General features: G+C 46.7%; 15 protein-coding genes. 9 read left to right on the top strand and 6 right to left on the bottom strand.

Annotated elements, in window-relative coordinates; all coding sequences use genetic code 11:
* Positions 1 to 91 precede the first annotated feature (91 nt).
* Positions 92 to 772, bottom strand: a complete 681-nt coding sequence (locus MHH25_RS28930; RefSeq protein WP_076251772.1) for a CidB/LrgB family autolysis modulator — start codon at positions 770 to 772, stop codon at positions 92 to 94.
* Positions 769 to 1140, bottom strand: a complete 372-nt coding sequence (locus MHH25_RS28925; RefSeq protein WP_017691758.1) for a CidA/LrgA family holin-like protein — start codon at positions 1138 to 1140, stop codon at positions 769 to 771. Before MHH25_RS28925 ends, MHH25_RS28930 begins: the two co-directional genes overlap by 4 nt.
* Before the next feature lie 161 nt (positions 1141 to 1301).
* On the opposite strand from MHH25_RS28925, the gene MHH25_RS28920 reads away from it, so the two are divergent.
* From MHH25_RS28920 to MHH25_RS28905, 4 genes are all read left to right on the top strand, one after another.
* Positions 1302 to 2186 (top strand): LysR family transcriptional regulator, encoded by an 885-nt coding sequence (locus MHH25_RS28920; protein ID WP_047840818.1) that lies wholly within the window; start codon positions 1302 to 1304, stop codon positions 2184 to 2186.
* A gap of 112 nt (positions 2187 to 2298) precedes the next feature.
* On the top strand, positions 2299 to 3156 hold the full coding sequence (locus MHH25_RS28915; RefSeq protein WP_221819709.1) for a carbon-nitrogen hydrolase family protein: 858 nt from the start codon (positions 2299 to 2301) through the stop codon (positions 3154 to 3156).
* 254 nt (positions 3157 to 3410) lie between these two features.
* Positions 3411 to 4085, top strand: a complete 675-nt coding sequence (locus tag MHH25_RS28910; protein ID WP_340018696.1) for a GNAT family N-acetyltransferase — start codon at positions 3411 to 3413, stop codon at positions 4083 to 4085.
* 46 nt (positions 4086 to 4131) lie between these two features.
* The gene (locus MHH25_RS28905) at positions 4132 to 4803 is read left to right on the top strand and encodes a hypothetical protein (RefSeq protein ID WP_036612933.1); all 672 of its coding nucleotides are present in this window, start codon (positions 4132 to 4134) and stop codon (positions 4801 to 4803) included.
* 159 nt (positions 4804 to 4962) lie between these two features.
* Here the strand turns inward: MHH25_RS28905 and MHH25_RS28900 are convergent, their stop codons facing one another.
* Positions 4963 to 5820: an alpha/beta hydrolase gene (locus MHH25_RS28900; RefSeq protein WP_036612931.1), complete on the bottom strand. Its 858-nt coding sequence runs from the start codon at positions 5818 to 5820 to the stop codon at positions 4963 to 4965.
* Between the two features lie 166 nt (positions 5821 to 5986).
* On the opposite strand from MHH25_RS28900, the gene MHH25_RS28895 reads away from it, so the two are divergent.
* The gene (locus MHH25_RS28895) at positions 5987 to 6880 is read left to right on the top strand and encodes a LysR family transcriptional regulator (protein WP_340018695.1); all 894 of its coding nucleotides are present in this window, start codon (positions 5987 to 5989) and stop codon (positions 6878 to 6880) included.
* Positions 6881 to 7064: 184 nt separating this feature from the next.
* On the opposite strand, the gene MHH25_RS28890 is transcribed toward MHH25_RS28895, so the two are convergent.
* On the bottom strand, positions 7065 to 9041 hold the full coding sequence (locus MHH25_RS28890; protein ID WP_340018694.1) for an LTA synthase family protein: 1977 nt from the start codon (positions 9039 to 9041) through the stop codon (positions 7065 to 7067).
* Between the two features lie 171 nt (positions 9042 to 9212).
* Positions 9213 to 9710 (bottom strand): antibiotic biosynthesis monooxygenase, encoded by a 498-nt coding sequence (locus MHH25_RS28885; RefSeq protein WP_100528274.1) that lies wholly within the window; start codon positions 9708 to 9710, stop codon positions 9213 to 9215.
* A gap of 137 nt (positions 9711 to 9847) precedes the next feature.
* Between MHH25_RS28885 and MHH25_RS28880 the strand changes: the two genes are divergently transcribed.
* The 3 genes from MHH25_RS28880 to MHH25_RS28870 all read left to right on the top strand — a co-directional run bounded on the left by MHH25_RS28880 (position 9848) and on the right by MHH25_RS28870 (position 15197).
* Positions 9848 to 12160 carry an ATP-dependent DNA helicase gene (locus tag MHH25_RS28880; protein ID WP_340018693.1) on the top strand — a complete coding sequence of 771 codons (2313 nt, stop codon included), beginning with the start codon at positions 9848 to 9850 and terminating at the stop codon, positions 12158 to 12160.
* A 402-nt stretch (positions 12161 to 12562) separates the two neighbouring features.
* Positions 12563 to 14044 carry an alpha-amylase gene (locus MHH25_RS28875; RefSeq protein ID WP_340018692.1) on the top strand — a complete coding sequence of 494 codons (1482 nt, stop codon included), beginning with the start codon at positions 12563 to 12565 and terminating at the stop codon, positions 14042 to 14044.
* Between the two features lie 523 nt (positions 14045 to 14567).
* Positions 14568 to 15197 carry a hypothetical protein gene (locus MHH25_RS28870; RefSeq protein ID WP_340018691.1) on the top strand — a complete coding sequence of 210 codons (630 nt, stop codon included), beginning with the start codon at positions 14568 to 14570 and terminating at the stop codon, positions 15195 to 15197.
* Between the two features lie 182 nt (positions 15198 to 15379).
* Here MHH25_RS28870 and MHH25_RS28865 read toward each other — a convergent pair whose 3' ends face one another.
* Positions 15380 to 16123 (bottom strand): MBL fold metallo-hydrolase, encoded by a 744-nt coding sequence (locus tag MHH25_RS28865; RefSeq protein WP_340018690.1) that lies wholly within the window; start codon positions 16121 to 16123, stop codon positions 15380 to 15382.
* A 203-nt stretch (positions 16124 to 16326) separates the two neighbouring features.
* Here MHH25_RS28865 and uxaC point away from each other — a divergent pair, with 203 nt between their 5' ends.
* Positions 16327 to 17769 (top strand): glucuronate isomerase, encoded by a 1443-nt coding sequence (gene uxaC, locus MHH25_RS28860; RefSeq protein WP_340018689.1) that lies wholly within the window; start codon positions 16327 to 16329, stop codon positions 17767 to 17769.
* The last annotated feature ends 348 nt before the right edge of the window (positions 17770 to 18117 follow it).

Here is an 18117-nt window from a genome sequence, read left to right as displayed (position 1 = left end):
AATATTCACAATTAAAAACCTGTCCTTATTGTAAGGAAGAAAGGGCTTTAATACAACAATAATATTTCAAAAAAGTGGATAATTCCATCCATTATGGGAAAATAAGTTTAGAAAGCACGGGTGCAACCGCTAAAGTGAACAATGCAGCGAGCACCATGGAGATGCTGGAGATGGTACCGGTCAGGGAACTCAGTTCAAACGCCTTGGATGTCCCTGTGCCATGGGCACCGGTTCCAAACAGTGTGCCTCGTGCAATCTCCCCATCGATGCGCAGCATTTTGACGATGGAAGGGCCCATAATTACTCCGAGCAGACCAGTCATAATAACAAAAACAGCTGTCACTGCGGGTATGCCACCGATAGTGGCGGATACGTTCATGGCAATTGGGGTGGTGATCGATCTTGGGATCAGACTATGAATGAGACCGGAATCCAGGCGCAACCATTTGGCGAGCAGGGCAGAAGAAAGTACGGCAACGACCGAACCGGTCATGACACTGAAGACAATCTCGGAAATATGTTTTTTGAGTACATGGAAAAAGGTATAGAGCGGTACGGCAAAAGCCACCGTGGCTGGTTGAAGAAGCAGACTCAGCCATTTGCCACCACTGCTATACGTGGCATAATCCGTTCCGGTTGCAAGCAATATGCCAACAACAAGAAGCGGTGTAATGAGCAACGGAGACAGATATACTTTAGGCAGATTGCGATACATTCGTTTGGTAACCCAATAGATACCGACGGTTAACAACAGGCAGAGGAATCCAATCATCCGGTGTGACGCTCCTTTCGTTTGGCGATTCGTGTAGCCACCAGGCCTGTGCAGGACATGACCAAGAAAGTACTAAGTAGTACGATGAATAAAATTTGCAATCCGTCATGCTCCAGCATGGGCATATAGTTCATAATGCCAACGGCTGACGGGATAAAAAATAACAGTAGTTCACCGAGCAACCAGGCAGCTCCAACTTCAATCCAGCGCAACTTCACGACACGAGTCTGAAGCAGAATGAATAACACAACCATACCGAGTATTGAACCTGGTACAGGAAGATGGAGAGTACGGGCCAGCAGGTCCATGAGCAGTGAAAAAACCATTAAGAGCGCAACCTGTGCAATACCAAGGCCCCATTTTTTCACTTCAATCCCTCCTTGTATAATCAACGTAATCGTTTAAGTTATTATGAAAATGAAAATGATTCATTTGATATCACAAATTTTACATGGCATTCTTTCATGAGTAAAATGCATATTAAGAATGTTTACTATTCCATTTGTCTATGAGAGGTGAGTATCAACCGATGGATATCCGCCATTTGCAATATTTTCTGGAAGTTGCCCGGCAGCAGAGCTTCACTAAAGCCGCCGAAGTCCTGTATATCACCCAGCCTACGATCAGCAAGACGGTCAAGAGTCTTGAAGAGGAATTGGGTATCACTTTACTGGACCGTTATGGGAAGAAAGTTGAACTAACCGATGCAGGTCATGTGTTTTTTCGGCAGGCACTTGAGATCGAAAAATCATTCCGCAGTCTGTCATCCGAATTGGACGATCTGATGAATTTGAAGAAAGGCCACCTGAGGATCGGTCTGCCGCCGATGGTAGGATCAAGCTTTTTCCCCATGATCATTGGTGAATTTCACAAAGCCTACCCGCAGGTGACCATTCAACTATTTGAGGATGGTGCCAAAAAAGTGGAGGCCGATGTGATCAGTGGTGCACTGGATATTGGCGTTGCCGTACTGCCAACCGTGGATGAGCTGTTGGATCATTTTGTGTTTGTGAAAGAGAAGCTGAACCTGCTTGTACACCCTTCACATCCACTTGCGGGGAAAGAGTCGGTTGCATTGCATGAACTGGAAAACGACGCCTTTGTGCTGTTTAGGGAGGATTTTGCATTGCATGACCGGATTATTGTGGCCTGTCAGCATGCTGGGTTCCAGCCCCGTGTGGTATATGAGAGCTCCCAGTGGGATCTGCTCAGCGCGATGGTTGCTGCCAATTTGGGGGTAGCTCTACTGCCGGAGACGATCTGTCGTGAGGTAGACCATATGCGCGTGCGCATTATACCCGTGGTGGAACCGGTGATTCCATGGCAGCTCGGCATGATCTGGCGGAAGGATCGTTATCTTTCATTTGCCACGAGAGAGTGGATTGGATTCACTCAGTCGATGCTGGGTGAGTAAGGGAAGCGATCGGAAGGTTGTTCTGTCATTGTAATGCTCCGTGTAAATACTCTTTTGTTGACCCCGGATCGTTGTTACAATGGAAGCATAATCATGATGGAGGTGTACGAACATGAAACTGCGGGTATCCGCTGTACAATACCAATTGCACACAATCAGCTCGTTTGAGCAGTTCGCCGCTCAGGCTGAGCATTACATACGGACAGCGAGTGAATACGGAACCGAATTTGTCCTGTTCCCGGAATTTTTCACAACGCAGTTAATGTCCATTGGGGACAAACAAGGCAATGCACTGACAATTGAGGATCTGCCAAACTTTACGGAACAATATGAACAACTGTTCACGTCACTCGCTGCCAAGTACGGCATGCACGTCATCGGGGGAACCCACGTCATTCGCCGTGAAGGGAAGTTGTATAATACAGCCCACATGTTCTACCCGGATGGTCGCATCGCGCGTCAGGACAAGATTCACATTACACCAACCGAAGTACAGGAATGGAATATGGCTCCCGGAGATGGACTTGAGGTGTTCGACACCGATAAAGGCCGTATTGCCATGCTGACCTGTTATGATATTGAATTCCCGGAAATTGTACGGATGGCGAAAGCCAAAGGCGCTGACGTGATTTTCTGTCCTTCCTGCACGGACGATCGTCATGGATTCTACCGTGTGCGTTATACGAGTCATGCCCGCGCGGTGGAGAATCAGGTGTATGTTGTGTTAACCGGAACAGTGGGTAACCTGCCGACCGTTGACTTCATGCGTGCCAACTATGGACAGGCTGCAATTATTACGCCGAATGATATCCCATTCCCGCCACGTGGCATTCTGGCCGAGGGTGAGATTAACAACGATATGATCGTGACCGCCGATCTGGATCTGGACTTGTTGTATGAGGTGCGCGAACGTGGATCGGTAACGACCTGGCGTGACCGCCGTACTGATCTATATACCGATTGGGAGTAGGCAACCTTATAGAGGTTGTTCAAAAAGCCCGCTTTTGATTACGAAGGATGCCTAGTGGCATCATCAGCATCGAATATGGAATTCAGCCGAAATGTCCGTTGCTCACGTAGTCTTCCCTACGCTCCGCTACTCCATTTCTAGCTTCATCCCATCTTCTCGGTACTGAAAACCGACCTTTTTGAACACATAATTAAAACCGAAGCGAAACAGAGTAGGCAATTCATTTTGTCAGTGGAAAGGGGTGAACCGGCAACATGTATACCAAAGAAATGCTGATTACCGACCCGGAGCGAAGTGGCAAAAGGGTAAATGCAGTCGTTCGCAATTATGTTGCATCCGACTTTGAGGAACTCATTCGCATTCAGGCGGAGAGTTTCCCTCCTCCTTATCCGGAAGAGCTGCTCTGGAGTCACGAGCAGCTCACCAGTCATGTACAGCATTACCCGGAGGGTGCCATCTGTATTGAAGTCGATGGAGAGTTGGCCGGATCAATGACCTCGCTACGGATGCAGTGGGACCCTGCACATCCAGCAAGTCATACCTGGGCCCAAGTAACGGATGACGGTTATATTCGTAACCACCAGCCGGATGGCAACACGCTGTATATTGTTGATCTCTGTGTTCGTCCAAAGTACCGCAAATGGGGACTGGCTCAGCTTATGATGCAGGCGATGTACCACCTTGTCATCGCTCAGGGGATGGATCGGTTACTGGGTGCTGGTAGAATGCCCGGTTATCATTTGGTTGCAGACCAACTGTCTGCGCAGGAATATCTGAACCAGGTGGCAGCGGGAGAAAGACGTGATCCGGTGATATCGTTCCTGCTTCGTTGTGGGCGCATGCCAGTTGGTGTGACAGCGGACTATCTGGACGATGAGGAATCCTGCAATTATGCAGCCCTGATGGAGTGGCGGAATCCGTTCAGATAAAGAAATGTTAAACGAAATACATCATCAATCGAGGGGGTATTTATTCATGGAATTCACGCGTATTACATCCATTAAAGATCCATTGTTTGCCCAAATGCACAAGTTGATGCAGGAGATTTTCCCGCGGGAAGAAGTGCTTGACTTCCCCCTGTGGGAAGAACCGCTGGAAGATCCGGGTATTCGGGTGTTCGTGGCTGTGCATGAGGGACAGGTTGTTGGAGCGACAGAGTACCGTTATTACGAGGATTGGAACGTAGCCATGACGGACTTCACGATTATTGGGCGTGAAGGTCTGGGGATCGGCAGTTTCCTGGCGAATCACCGCAAGCGTGATCTGCAAAAGCTGGCTGCAGCAAACGGGAAAGAATTGTTCGGTATGTTTGCCGAAATCTATAACCCTTATCTGAGTCAGGATCATGAGTTTGGCGGCATCAAGCCGATGGACCCGTATGTGCGTCGCGAAGTGCTGTCCCATCTGGGATATCAGCGTCTGGACTTCCCGTATGTTCATCCATCCTGGCAAGGTGACGGTGAAGCAGTTGGCGGATTGGATCTGTGTTTCATGCCAGGCGATGAGTCGCTTGATGAACTGCCAGCCAGTCTGGTGGCTGATTTCCTGAATCGATATTATGCTGTGCTTCCTAACAAACCGCAGGAATGGCTTGCCATGGTAGAGCAATTGACTGCTCGCAAGTCGGTTGCGCTACTGCCGTTGTAAACTGGACGGGATAGAACATTAAATCATAGTGGCGTTGCAAGTACCTTGAAGAATGATGACAGATGCAAAAAGCCCGTAGAACAGGCCATTATTGGACCTGCTTTCTACGGGTTTTTTCTATTTAGTTCGAGGTTGAGATTGAGCCAATGTAAGTTGGTTTTAAAATATTTTCTTTAAGAAGTGGTGAATGAGCTCATGGATCTCTGTCACATGTGTTTCGAGAGCAAAATGCCCAGTATCAAGTAAATGCACTTCTGCAGATGGGATATCACGCTTATAAGCTAAAGCTCCAGCAGGAAGAAAAGCAGGATCATTTTTACCCCATACAGCTAGAAGAGGAGGTTGATAATTGCGGAAATAAGCCTGAAATTCAGGATAAAGATCCACGTTTGTTCTATAATCGAGGATTAAATCCAGTTGGATTTCTTCAGCTTCCGGGCGTGACATGTAGGCAATATCCAGTGAATATCCGTCTGGTGAAACAAGGCTAGCATCAGTTCCATGAAGATACTGAAAGTTACGGATAGTTTCGGGGGTTAAGGAATCACGACATGCTTCACGATTTTCAGGTGTTGGAGAGTGCCAATACATCTCCCAAGGTCCCCATGCGTCACTAAACCCTTCGACATATGCGTTGCCATTCTGACTAATAATGGCTTGAACTTGTTCCGGGTGAGCCACTGCCAAGCGATAACCGACAGGTGCCCCATAATCAAACACATACATTACATATTTCTTAAGAGCTAATGCTTCAGTGAAACCTTCAATAACTCGAAACAGGCTGTCAAATGTGAAGTCAAACTGACTACGGGGTGGAGTTGTTGTACGACCAAACCCAGCAAGATCAGGGGCAATGACACGGTATTGTTCTGCGAGTTTGGGAATAAGGTCGCGAAACATATGACTAGAGGATGGAAACCCGTGTAATAGTAAAATAACTTGGCCATCCTTAGGCCCGGCTTCACGATAAAAAACTTCGACATCTCCAACTTTCTGGTGCTGATAACTAATCTTCATTTTTTACATCTCCTTCTGGATTCATTAAGAAGTCCAATATTATTTCTCTTACTTACTTGTAGAACTGGTGATGACGTGTTTTTATTGTATAATTAAACTATTCATTTGAATAACGAATAGATTGAATACTAGCTATTTCAAATCAAAATACAAAAGGGTGAAAGATATGATAAATTCCTTAGAGGGTCGTTTTTTTCAGGCATTTATTGCTTTGCTTGAAGAGAAGAGTTTCAGCCGAGCTGGGGAGCGCTTAGGTTATGTCCAGTCCACAGTAACAACTCATATTCAACAGCTGGAGAAGATCTGCGGACAGAAGTTGTTTCATCGATTTCCACGAGGGGTGGAACCTACGGAAGCTGGAAAAGTATTTTCCAAATATGCTTATCAGTATGTCCACTTAAGTGAATCCCTTAAAGAAAGTATGAATGATATGAATCAGCCGTGCGGAACAATAAATATTAGACTACAGGAATCCTTTTTTCTTACACGCATGCTTCCATTTGTACAGGAATATACGAGAAACTTTCCAAGCGTAAATTTACGTGTTGAACAAGGGGCGCATCAAGATATTCTAAAAAGTGTGCTGGATTATGCCCTGGATTTTGGCATTGTTCCTCAAAACCCTGAGCGACATGACATTCTCTTTTATCCGATTATGGAAGAGACTATTGTTTTTGTTGCATCTGAGGATTTGGTTTGGAAAGTGGAAAGTGTAGGGGCGCAGATTCTAAATGACGAGGTGTTTATCAGTAACGGCACATCTTGTTTGTATCATACGACTGCTGTAGATGTTCTAAAGAATGAAGGGATTGTGGTTAAGGATGCGTTAGAGCTTTCAAGTCTTGAGATGATCAAGGAACTTGTATGCTGTGGAAAAGGTTTTGCCTTGGTCCCTAAAATAGCGATCAAAAACGAACTAAAGATGGGTAGATTAAAAATTCTTCCTTTTACTTCTAAAATAAGCTTTACGCATGGTCTGATTGTTCATAAAAATCGAGAGCATAGTTTTACTGCTGAAAGTTTCCAATCGGAACTACTGAAATATTTTAAAGAATATTGATTCATCAGCTCTTGTAGCCTTCTGAAATGGAAAAGGGTTGAATACCGATTGTGTGTAATTCAAATAACGCACATGTTCATCCTTGCAGGATTGATCATGTACGTTATAGATGTGTAATCTTGAAGAAACTTCAGTATTTGGTGATTCACCATGAAGCTCTTTTTAGAATATTAGAAAAATAAAATCAGTTCGCGTCCTTTCGATCCGGTAGTTGGCTCAAATAACTGTTGGACAAGTGTGCAAGATCCAATGCTCGATCATATTGTTCCTTCGTTATAAACCGTGAAGAAGACTGCCAATTGGGTGTGGCTATAGCTGGAGATTCCTCATCTCCCGAAATCTTCGATATCTCTTCTGAAGGAACACCCGTCTGCTGTTGCTCGGCATCTTGTCTGCCCGCATCAGCTAGGGAATAATGTGTTCCGTCCCCGTATCCTTTCGCCGGTATGAAGAGAGAAGCATCGTTTAGCACGGAACCGGAAGGAAGATAATATCGTTCGGGTAGGAGATTTCCACCTTCATGCAACAAATCCTGTCCGAAGTGTAATTGGTCCTTCAGCGATACTCCGGTGAGTCCCGCAATCGTTGGCAGAATGTCCACCTGGCCTCCGATCTGCTCCAGCTGTACACCCGGAGTAGCATCCGGGGCCGAGATAATGAGTGGAATATTAATCATATCTGCTGATGTGTATTCCCGACCATACAATTCTTTCATAAGGACTTTGTCATCCCGATCCAGTGAGTAGATGGGAAGTCCAAGGTGATCCCCGTACAAGACGAACAAGCTATTTTCCCATAATCCCCGTTCTTTCATTCCAGCAATCAACTGTCCAACTGCCTCATCCGCATAATGCTGTGATATCAGATAATCACCGGGCAACGTATCCTTGTAACGCTCTGGCAGCGTCAGCTTCACCTTGTTTTTAGGCAAAGTGTACGGGTGGTGGGCTGACATGGAGATGATATGGGCATAGAAGGGATCGCCCGAAGACTGCATGGATTCCAGCTTATCCAGTGTTTTGGAATATAGTACTTCATCCGAGGCCGAAAAGGCGATAGAGTCCTGTGTGCCGAAATAATTAATATCATAATACTGGTCAAATCCAAGTGCCTTGTATAACTGATCCCGATTCCAGAAACGAACATCATTTGTATGAAATGTAGCTGTCTGATATCCGTTTGCTGACATCAGCTTGGGTAGACTCGGCAGAGCTTTATCCGCATATACAGTTGTTGCTGCCCCGTTCGGCGGGGTGTAGAACGATGTGTTCACAACAAATTCTGCATCCGATGTATTTCCCTGTCCCACTTGCTGATAGAAGTTCGGAAAATACAGGCTCTGTCTAGCCAATTGATTCAGATTAGGCGTAATCTCTTGTCCATCTACCTCTAATCCAATCAGAAAGTTCTGAAACGATTCCAACTGGAGCATAATCACGTTGCGTCCGCTCGCGGCACCCTGCTCCACAATTGCAGGAAGTTCGGTCGTTTGTTTCAGCCGGTCGATGTCAGTCTGATCAATGTGAGCAATGGGCACAGGTTTATCAGGTCGATCCAGGATGGTATACGCCTCGTAACCGAGGATGCCCATCTGTTCTGCTTGTGTAAGCTCACTCATGCTGGCCCGATTGGGATAGATGTTGAGCATGCACAGGATCATGGAAAGGGTCAGAATGACCGAGGCAACCCGTCTTCTGGCACGTCGTTCAAGCGGAATGCGGTTCGGACGTTCTGTACTCCCGAGCTTGATCCGACGACGAATGAGTATCCCCCCAATGATCAGCACGTCTGCAAAAATAAACAAATAATAGGGATCAAGCAAAGAGAACATGCTGCTCTTGACCGAAGTCACCTGATTCACCTGTGCCAACGCGTGATAGTTAACGATTACGCCATAGTATTTGTAGTACATGATGGCTGCAAAGAAAATCCCTGAGAGCAGCAAATTCATGGCAAGGTATATCCACATTCGCCGCTTGGCAGCAAACCACTCGATTAGACAGAAGCCGATCCAGATGAGCGGCAATTCGGTCAGCAGTGGTTTCCAGACAGGGATGTCATCAAAGATAACAATCCAGGCCAGTGAACTTTTGATCATCATGATAATGGTAAAGAATATAAACGGTCCGCTTAGAAATCGGGTGAGTGAACTGCGTGACAAGGTACCGCCTTCCCTTCCGAAGTTTCATTTAACAAGTATTATCCTATCTCAGCATGGCTGTGTCAAAAATGAGAGCCTTCTATAATTGACGGCAAAAAACCTCTCCCATGCAGGAAGAGGTTTGAAAAAACATGGGCTACTGCGATAAAAGCCAGATGCGACCCAATTTCGTTATTCTATAGTGTACGTTGTGACGTAAGAAGGTCTGGGGAACATGGTAGGTTTCTGTGCGGTCAGGCCTTCGCTTGTACTGCGGTTACGGTGAGCATGACTATATGCTTGGGATTCCTGCCAGCCTTTGAAGTTTTCTTCTGACTGCCAGAGTGTAAGTACGACATATGTGTCATCCTTCAGAGGACGAAGCACACGAATACCGACAAAGCCAGGCTCGTCTTCTACCTTGCGGGCACGGTTCTTAAACCGTTCTTCGAAGTCGTTACGACCATCCTCTGTGACAGGGATATTGTTGAGAACAGCGTAACCACCGCCAGTCCAGGAGCCTGCGGCATCAAAAGCTTCATATGCCGCTACTTTATCATCAGACTCAATATTCATCAGGCGTTCTGCGGATTCAATAGCCAGACGCACGTGCTCTTCGCTTCGCAAAGTCAGATGCGGGTATGCAGCAAGTGCATCCGGAATCGGTGAAGGAACCAAATAGATATACATAGAAGCGGCCTCCTTATTAAGTACATTCTAACTCAACATAGCATATGGGATTGTGCGAGTCCAATCGGCGGATCAACTGGTTTGAGTACGCCTTTTCATGATAAAGTATAGTCACTACAAACAGAACGGGTGATCGTATGACAACAACAATTCGGATATCGGTTAGACCTTTGGTGGAGTATGTGTACCGCAGCGGCAGCATACGTCCAGGGTTCCGTACCAATGCCTCGATGCAGGAGGGAACTCGAATTCATCAGCGGGTACAGAAGGAGTACACGGAAGAGGATTTAAAAGAGATTGTGCTCGAAGCTGAGATTCAACATGGGGATCTGACCTATGTGGTGGAGGGACGATGTGATGGCCTGATCCGGTTGGAGGGTCAGTTGACGGTGGATGAGATCAAATCAACTGCGGGCAATCTGGATGATCTGGGAGAAGGTCTTCCCGTACACTGGGCGCAGGCGATGATGTATGCCTACATGTACGCCGTTCAGCAAGATGAACCACGCATGCAAGTGCAGCTGACGTACGTGCATTCGGTAACTCATGAAGAAAGACGATTCCGCCGAATGGCAGAACGAGAGGAACTGGAGCAGTTTGCGGCAGAAGTAATTGCCGGTTATGCGCCATATGCAGAGATGATCGCTGCATATGAAGAAAAGCGTGATATCAGTGTGAAAGAGCTGCCGTTTCCTTTTCGCAAATACCGGGAGGGACAGCGGAAGCTGGCAGGAGCCGTGTACAAGACCATTCGTGAAGGCCAGGGATTGATGGCCAAAGCACCAACAGGCATTGGTAAAACGATGTCCGTACTGTTCCCCACGGTCAAAGCGATTGGCGAAGGCGAAGCAAGCCGATTGTTCTATCTGACCGCGAGGACGACGACACGGGTGGCGGCAGAAGAAGCTTTTGCCCGGATGCAATCGGAAGGATTGAAGATGCATGTGATCAGTCTGACCGCGAAGGACAAGATATGTTTTAAAGAAGAGGAAGCATGTGATACGGGGCAGTGCGGCATGTGTGAAGGGTATTATGACCGTATTAACGGTGCTGTGCTGGACATGCTGGAACATGAGACGTTGATGACACGTCCGGTCATCGAGCAGTATGCGCGCAAACATCGGGTGTGCCCGTTTGAGTTTTCCCTGGATGCGGCGTATGCAGCCGATGCGGTGATCTGCGATTATAACTATATTTTCGATCCGAGGATCTCTCTGAAAAGAATGTTGGAGGAGCAGAAACGCAAGACGGTGTTATTGGTGGACGAGGCTCATAATCTGGTCGATCGTGGCCGAATGATGTTTTCCGCTGAGCTGGAGAAGGCAGTATTTCTGGATGTGAAAAGAGAGTTCCAGTCGCTGGACAGCAGTGTGCCTGCTGCCAAAGCCATTGTTGACTACACCGGGGCCATTGATAAGTATCTGATTACCCTTCGGAAAAACGGTGGAGAAGAAGGAAAGATCATCCAGCAGGAAGCACCGGAGGAACTGATTGAACGACTTGAGCCTTTTGTCATGGTTGCGGAGCAATGTCTTGTTGAAGGTGGTTCGGGGAATGCCGAGACGGATCAGTTGTTGTTGGATGCCTACTTCACGGCACAGAATTTCCTGCGCATTGCCAAGCTGTATGATGAACGTTTTATTACGTATGCAGAGTGTGTTCGAAGTGAAGTGAGAGTGAAGTTATTTTGTCTCGATCCTTCGGTACTGCTTCGTCAGACGGCCAAAGGATTCCGCTCCCTCATTCATTTTTCGGCCACATTGTCACCCCTTCGCTATTATCGGGATATGCTGGGTGCAGAGGAAGAGGATTATACATTGCAGATTCCATCACCATTTCAGCGCGAACAACTGGATGTAAGGCTTCTGCCCTTATCTGTGCGATATAAGGACCGGGAGCAATCCCGGCGACCCATTGCGGAGATGCTGCAACAGCTGGTAAGTGAATGGCCGCGCAGTAATCTAATGGTGTTCTTCCCTTCCTATCCTTATATGCGCGAGATATATGAAACCTATGCACAACTTCCGAATGAAGCGGATACGGTCATACAAAAGCAAGGCATGAACGAACTGGAACGGGAGCAGTTTTTGGATGGATTTCAGCCCAATCCTGAACGAACACGATTGGTATTTGCTGTCATGGGTGGCGTATTCTCTGAGGGTGTCGATCTGCCGGGAGACCGCTTGAATGGCGTCGTTGTGGTAGGTGCGGGGCTGCCGCAGATTGGTCTGGAGAACAACGTATTACGTGATTACTATGATCGGACAGGACGCAACGGATTCAATTATGCCTATATTTTCCCCGGTATGAACAAGGTGCTGCAGGCGGGTGGACGGCTGATTCGGACGGAGGAAGACAGGGGTGTGCTGGTGCTGGTCGACGATCGGTTTATCCAAGAACCTTATCGTTCCCTGCTGCCAGAGGAGTGGCGGGACTACAAGCGAATTTGATGAACGAACTACGAATGAAATGATGCATGTATATAAGTTGAACTAATCATTTACACGATAACGGAGAGGACAGAAAAAACCTGAAAAAGCGAAGCGTTCGCCTAAAAGCTTTCTGAAAGAAAGCTGCATCGGAAGCATACGCTATCCTCGGATTTTCCCCTTCGAAAAAGGGAATCAAAAAATCTGGGGATAACAGCGATTGGAAGGTTATTCTGTCATTGTAGTGTCAGTGTAAATAATCTTTGTTCAGCTTATACAGCATATATTTTTCGATTTTCTTTCCTTTATATGATTGAAGGGTAGGGTGAAAGGGTTATAACTTGGTTAGCAACGAACGAACAACGGCGATTACCCTATCCGTTCCGCGGTCCGCTTCGATAGCAATCAAGGAGGTCGGTTATAATGAAGAGAAATCATACCATGATGCAGTTTTTTGAATGGCACCTGGCTGCAGACGGAGATCATTGGAAGCGACTGGCTGAAATGGCCCCGGAACTTAAAGCCAAAGGCATTGACTCGGTATGGGTACCACCCGTAACCAAGGCAGTGTCCGCAGAAGATACAGGTTATGGTGTATATGATCTGTACGATCTGGGCGAATTTGATCAAAAGGGTACCGTACGGACCAAATATGGCACCAAGCAGGAACTGGTGGAGGCCATTGCCGAGTGTCAGAAGAACGGAATCGCCGTCTATGTGGATCTGGTCATGAATCACAAGGCCGGAGCAGATGAGACGGAAGTGTTCAAAGTGATCGAGGTTGATCCCAATGATCGAACGAAGGAAATTTCTGAGCCGTTTGAGATTGAGGGCTGGACCAAATTCACATTCCCGGGTCGCGGGGATCAACACTCCTCTTTTAAATGGAACTCTGAACACTTCAACGGCACGGACTTTGATGCCAAGGGAGAACGAACAGGTGTATTCCGCATCGCAGGAGAGAATAAAAAATGGAATGAGAATGTCGATGATGAGTTTGGTAACTATGACTATCTGATGTTCGCCAATATAGATTATAACCACCCGGATGTTCGGCGCGAGATGATCGATTGGGGGAAATGGCTGATCGATACCCTCCAGTGTGGTGGGTTCCGGCTGGATGCGATTAAACATATCAACCATGAATTCATTAAGGAATTCGCAGCAGAGATGATCCGCAAACGCGGTCAGGATTTCTACATCGTAGGCGAGTTCTGGAATTCAAACCTGGATGCATGTCGTGAATTCCTCGATACGGTAGACTATCAGATCGACCTGTTTGACGTGTCTCTTCACTACAAGTTGCATGAGGCTTCGCTTGCAGGTAGAGACTTTGATCTCTCCAAAATTTTTGATGATACCTTGGTTCAGACACATCCTACCCATGCGGTAACTTTTGTAGATAACCATGACTCCCAACCTCATGAAGCGTTGGAATCATGGATTGGAGACTGGTTTAAGCCAAGCGCCTATGCGTTGACGCTATTACGTCGTGATGGGTATCCGGTTGTATTTTACGGGGATTATTATGGCATTGGTGGTCCTGAACCTGTGGATGGCAAAAAAGAGATTTTGGACATTCTGCTGTCTGCCCGTTGCAACAAGGCGTATGGAGAGCAGGAAGATTACTTCGATCACGCCAATACGATTGGCTGGGTACGTCGTGGCGTAGAGGAAATCGAAGGTTCCGGTTGTGCAGTGGTCATCTCCAACGGGGATGACGGTGAGAAGAGGATGTTCATCGGAGAGCATCGTGCTGGTGAAGTCTGGGTGGATCTGACGAAGAGCTGTGATGATCAGATTACCATTGAGGAAGACGGCTGGGCCACCTTCCATGTGTGCGGTGGAGGCGTCTCGGTATGGGCTCTTCCTGAACAGAATGAGGACTGCGCTGACGCTGAGTAACGGCATGTGCCAGGCAGGATAAGAAATGATACACCGACCGTATAAAAACAGTATATATAGATCGTTGAATCACCTGAACAGGAGAGCATGCATGCCTGTGTTCAGGTGTTTTTTTTGCATTTTTCTAGGTGCAACTAAAACTCCATCCTAACGAACTCAGCACGCCTTATTTGCACTGAATTAGCGTTATTGGAATTCTAACGCATCTCAGTAATCTTATTACTCTCAAAAACGATTGAAATAACGCCAATTGGAGCAACATCACCAGATTAACGCGTCTGAGATTCGTTAGAATACTGGTAACTCGGATTTCAACCGAATAAGGCCTCTCAGATTCGTTAGCTTAACTGAGTTAAGCTAACGAATCACTGCTACTAGTAAAAACATGAAATGAGAAAGGAACAGTTCGGTTCCACATCTTAATACATGGTACAATAATCCAAATATGGAGTGTTAGAAAACAAAATGAGAGAACGTAATAAGCGATATTCTTTGCAGAGGATTGGAGAAGAGGAGAGATGACATGAGTCCCAAAAGAGAGATGAACCGTTTCTTCCCGTTGGTCATGTACCTATGTGTAATAGCCGTGTGTCTGGGGGCTTGCAGTTTGGGACCAAACCAGGGGCCAGCGGGTGAACCGAAGCGAACCGATGAGTATACGTTGAATTCGGAGCGAAGAGATTTGAATGAGCGGGTTACGAAGAACCTTGAGTCTTTTCAGACGAACTCGCCAGATGATTATAATTTGACAGCAACGGTGGATGTGAGTCATGCATCCGGAGTTGATCGGATTACTTATGAGATTTTGGTGAATGAGGCTCGGGTGCCCATGGTTAATGTCATTCAGTCCTTCACCCTCGATCCCAACATGATAAATCGAATAGATGCTGGAGAGTTATTTCATTCCAATGTGAGCAATACACACGAGATTAGTTTAGGGCCGGACAAGGAACCGCTTGGATTGAGTCTGAGCAGAAGTTATGTCTTGAAACCAAAGGCGGAGATCGACAGCAATATCCTCCAGCGTTATGCAGATATGTATATCAAAATTTCCTATGGCCCAAATGATCAGCGAACGGAAGATTATTTTCATGTTCAGGCCGAGCCGTCTCCAAGGACGATTGAGTATATGAAGTCATTGGAGAGAGATTAGATTAATAGAAAGGCAGCATCCGCCAGTTCCGTATGAGGAATCTGAGTAGACGCTGCCGGTTCATCTATTTGAGATAGTAAGGTTATTACTTTTCAAAATACTGATTCATCGTATCCCACATTCGATTGAACTCACTTCGTTCCATTGAAAATGCTCCAGGCTTTTCGGGTTTGTGGTTTTACCTACTCCAGTTCAAATGATTCCAACGTGCCAACCATCCGCAGATCATGCTCGCGGTTGAACTGATCCCGTCTGTCCGCATCCGCGTACTCGTCATGATAATGCATCAGTACGGTTTTCTGTCTCACTTCCGCGGGTAACTGCTCCAGATCCTTCAATGAGGTATGGGATTTGATGACCAGATCGTGCATATGACATTCATGGAAAATCAGCTGCACATCAGCGGCAACTTGCTCCACCCGTTCCTGGTCGAGTGTACTGTCTGCACTGTAATAGAAGTAAGGCTTGGCGAGAAGCCCATTGCTGACCATACCGGGAACATGCTGCGTCCGAAACGTCTCAAACGTCACGCCGCCCAGTTCGAATGTGCCTCCATCTGGCAGGGGAACGACATCGTAGTAATCGCTCATGGTACGTTCACCATCCGTTGTGTAGCGCATGCCGGGGGATAGAATGTTCCAGAGCGGATCTACCAATTGTTCGTGTATGAACAGACGGGGTTTGCGGTCGCCTACGATCTGTGCGTAATAACCCAGCATCTGTACACCATTAATATGATCTTCATGCAAATGAGTAATGAACACGTTGTGGATATCGGTCATGGGGAACCCATATTCCTTGAGTGCTTTAGCATTTGATTCTGGAAAATCAATGACCAGATGCGTGTCTCCGAATTCAGCCAACATACTATTGTGGTGCTGCTCCATGCTGAACATATCTCCTGTGCCGAGAAAAGTGATTTTCAATTCATTTCATCTCCTTGTGTGATCTTCAGATCAGCATCCTTGCGTTAAATCCAGTATACCTTGTTCCCGAATATATGCCTAAATCAACCTTTTTTGATAACGCTATCATTTTATATTGAACTTTGATGATAAACAGTGTAGCGTAAAGATGGGAAGTGAACCCATATGAACGTAAACTCACCTAAAGGGAGCGTGCGAGGCGAATGAAATCTTTTCTGGATGAACAATTTTTACTGCACAATGAAACGGCGATCAAGTTATATGAGGATTATGCCAAAGACATGCCGATTATTGATTATCATTGCCACCTCAGTCCTCAGGAGATCTACGAGAACAAAACCTTTGGCAATCTTACAGAGGCTTGGTTATACGGTGATCACTATAAGTGGCGGCTCATGCGCGCAAACGGAATTGAAGAGCAATATGTGACCGGCGGCGAGGGAGTAACCGATTACGATCGTTTCATGGCTTATGCCAAAACGGTACCGATGATGATTGGTAATCCGCTGTACGCCTGGTCTCATCTGGAATTACAGCGATATTTCGGCGTCTACGAAGTATTGAATGAGACAAGCGCACCGGCCATCTGGGAAAAAGTAAATGCCAAACTGAACAGTGACGGATTCGGTGCACGCGATCTGATTACCAAATCCAATGTCACTGTTGTGTGCACAACCGATGATCCAACGGATTCTCTGGAGTATCATCTGAAAATTCAGGAAATCGAAGGCTTTGATACGGCGGTATTACCTTCTTTCCGCCCGGATAAAGGCTTGGAATTGAACCGGGATACCTTCGTGGAATGGGTGGGCAAGCTGTCGCAGGCATCTGGCACTGCCATTTCAGATTATGAATCCTTCCTTGCTGCGCTGGAGTCACGTGTGGAATTTTTCCATTCCGTCGGCGGCAGAGTCTCTGACCATGCACTCGATTATGTCCCTTACGGTGTGGCTACACGCGAAGAGGCGGGTGCCATCTTTGCCAAGGTACTTGCGGGTCAGAAGGTAACTCGTGAGGAAGAGGACAAGTACAAGACGGTAACGCTGACGTTCCTTGGCAAACTGTATGCAGATCGGGGCTGGGTGATGCAGTTTCATATCAATGCAGCCCGTAACAACAATACGCGGATGTTTGCCAAGCTTGGGCCGGATACCGGTTACGATGCCGTGAATGATACACCGCTGTCGTCAGCGATGATTGGATTACTTGATGCGTTGGATGAGCAGCAAGCACTGCCCAAAACGATTCTGTATTCTCTGAATCCAAGGGACAACGAAGTGCTCGCGGCGATCATCGGCAGCTTCCAGGGCGGGGGCATTCCGGGCAAAATCCAGCTTGGTGCCGCCTGGTGGTTCAATGATACGAAGGATGGCATGCTCGCTCAGATGAAAGCCTTGGCGAATGTTGGTCTGCTAAGCCGTTTTGTTGGCATGCTGACCGATTCACGCAGCTTCCTGTCCTACACCCGGCATGAGTATTTCCGTCGTCTGGTCTGCAACCTAATTGGTGAATGGGCCGAACAAGGGGAGGCACCGCAGGATATGGAGTTGCTCGGTCAGATCGTACAGGGCATTGCCTACAACAATGCAAAAGAATATTTCCCGTTTGCCTCAGTGCTTAAAACAGTCTCTGCTTCACAGTCCTGATGAGTAACAAACGCACCTAATCATGCAATTTATACAATAAGAAAGTTCTTTTGTGTCTACTTTTCAATCGTAATAAAATGCTCCCCTTCCTTACCTCCGGGCCATCATCCACCGGAGTAATGAATGGGAGCTTCTTTGTAAGTTGAATTCATGGAATTACACATAATAAGTATAGCAAGCTCCAATGACGGCATAATGACAAAACCCAAAATCAAGCGCGTATAGGCTCTTGGTTATGGGTTTATGTTGGTTATTTTTAGATGTTTGACAATGGCTTCTTGCGATAATATACTTAGTACACCTAATTAATTGTGCATCTATTTAATTGTATTACTATTTAATAGATGT

This window comes from Paenibacillus sp. FSL H3-0457 (assembly GCF_037981725.1).
Classification (GTDB): Bacteria; Bacillota; Bacilli; order Paenibacillales; family Paenibacillaceae; genus Paenibacillus; species Paenibacillus amylolyticus.
The sequence above is the reverse complement of the archived record's forward strand: the minus strand, read 5'-3'. Positions and strand labels throughout refer to the sequence as shown.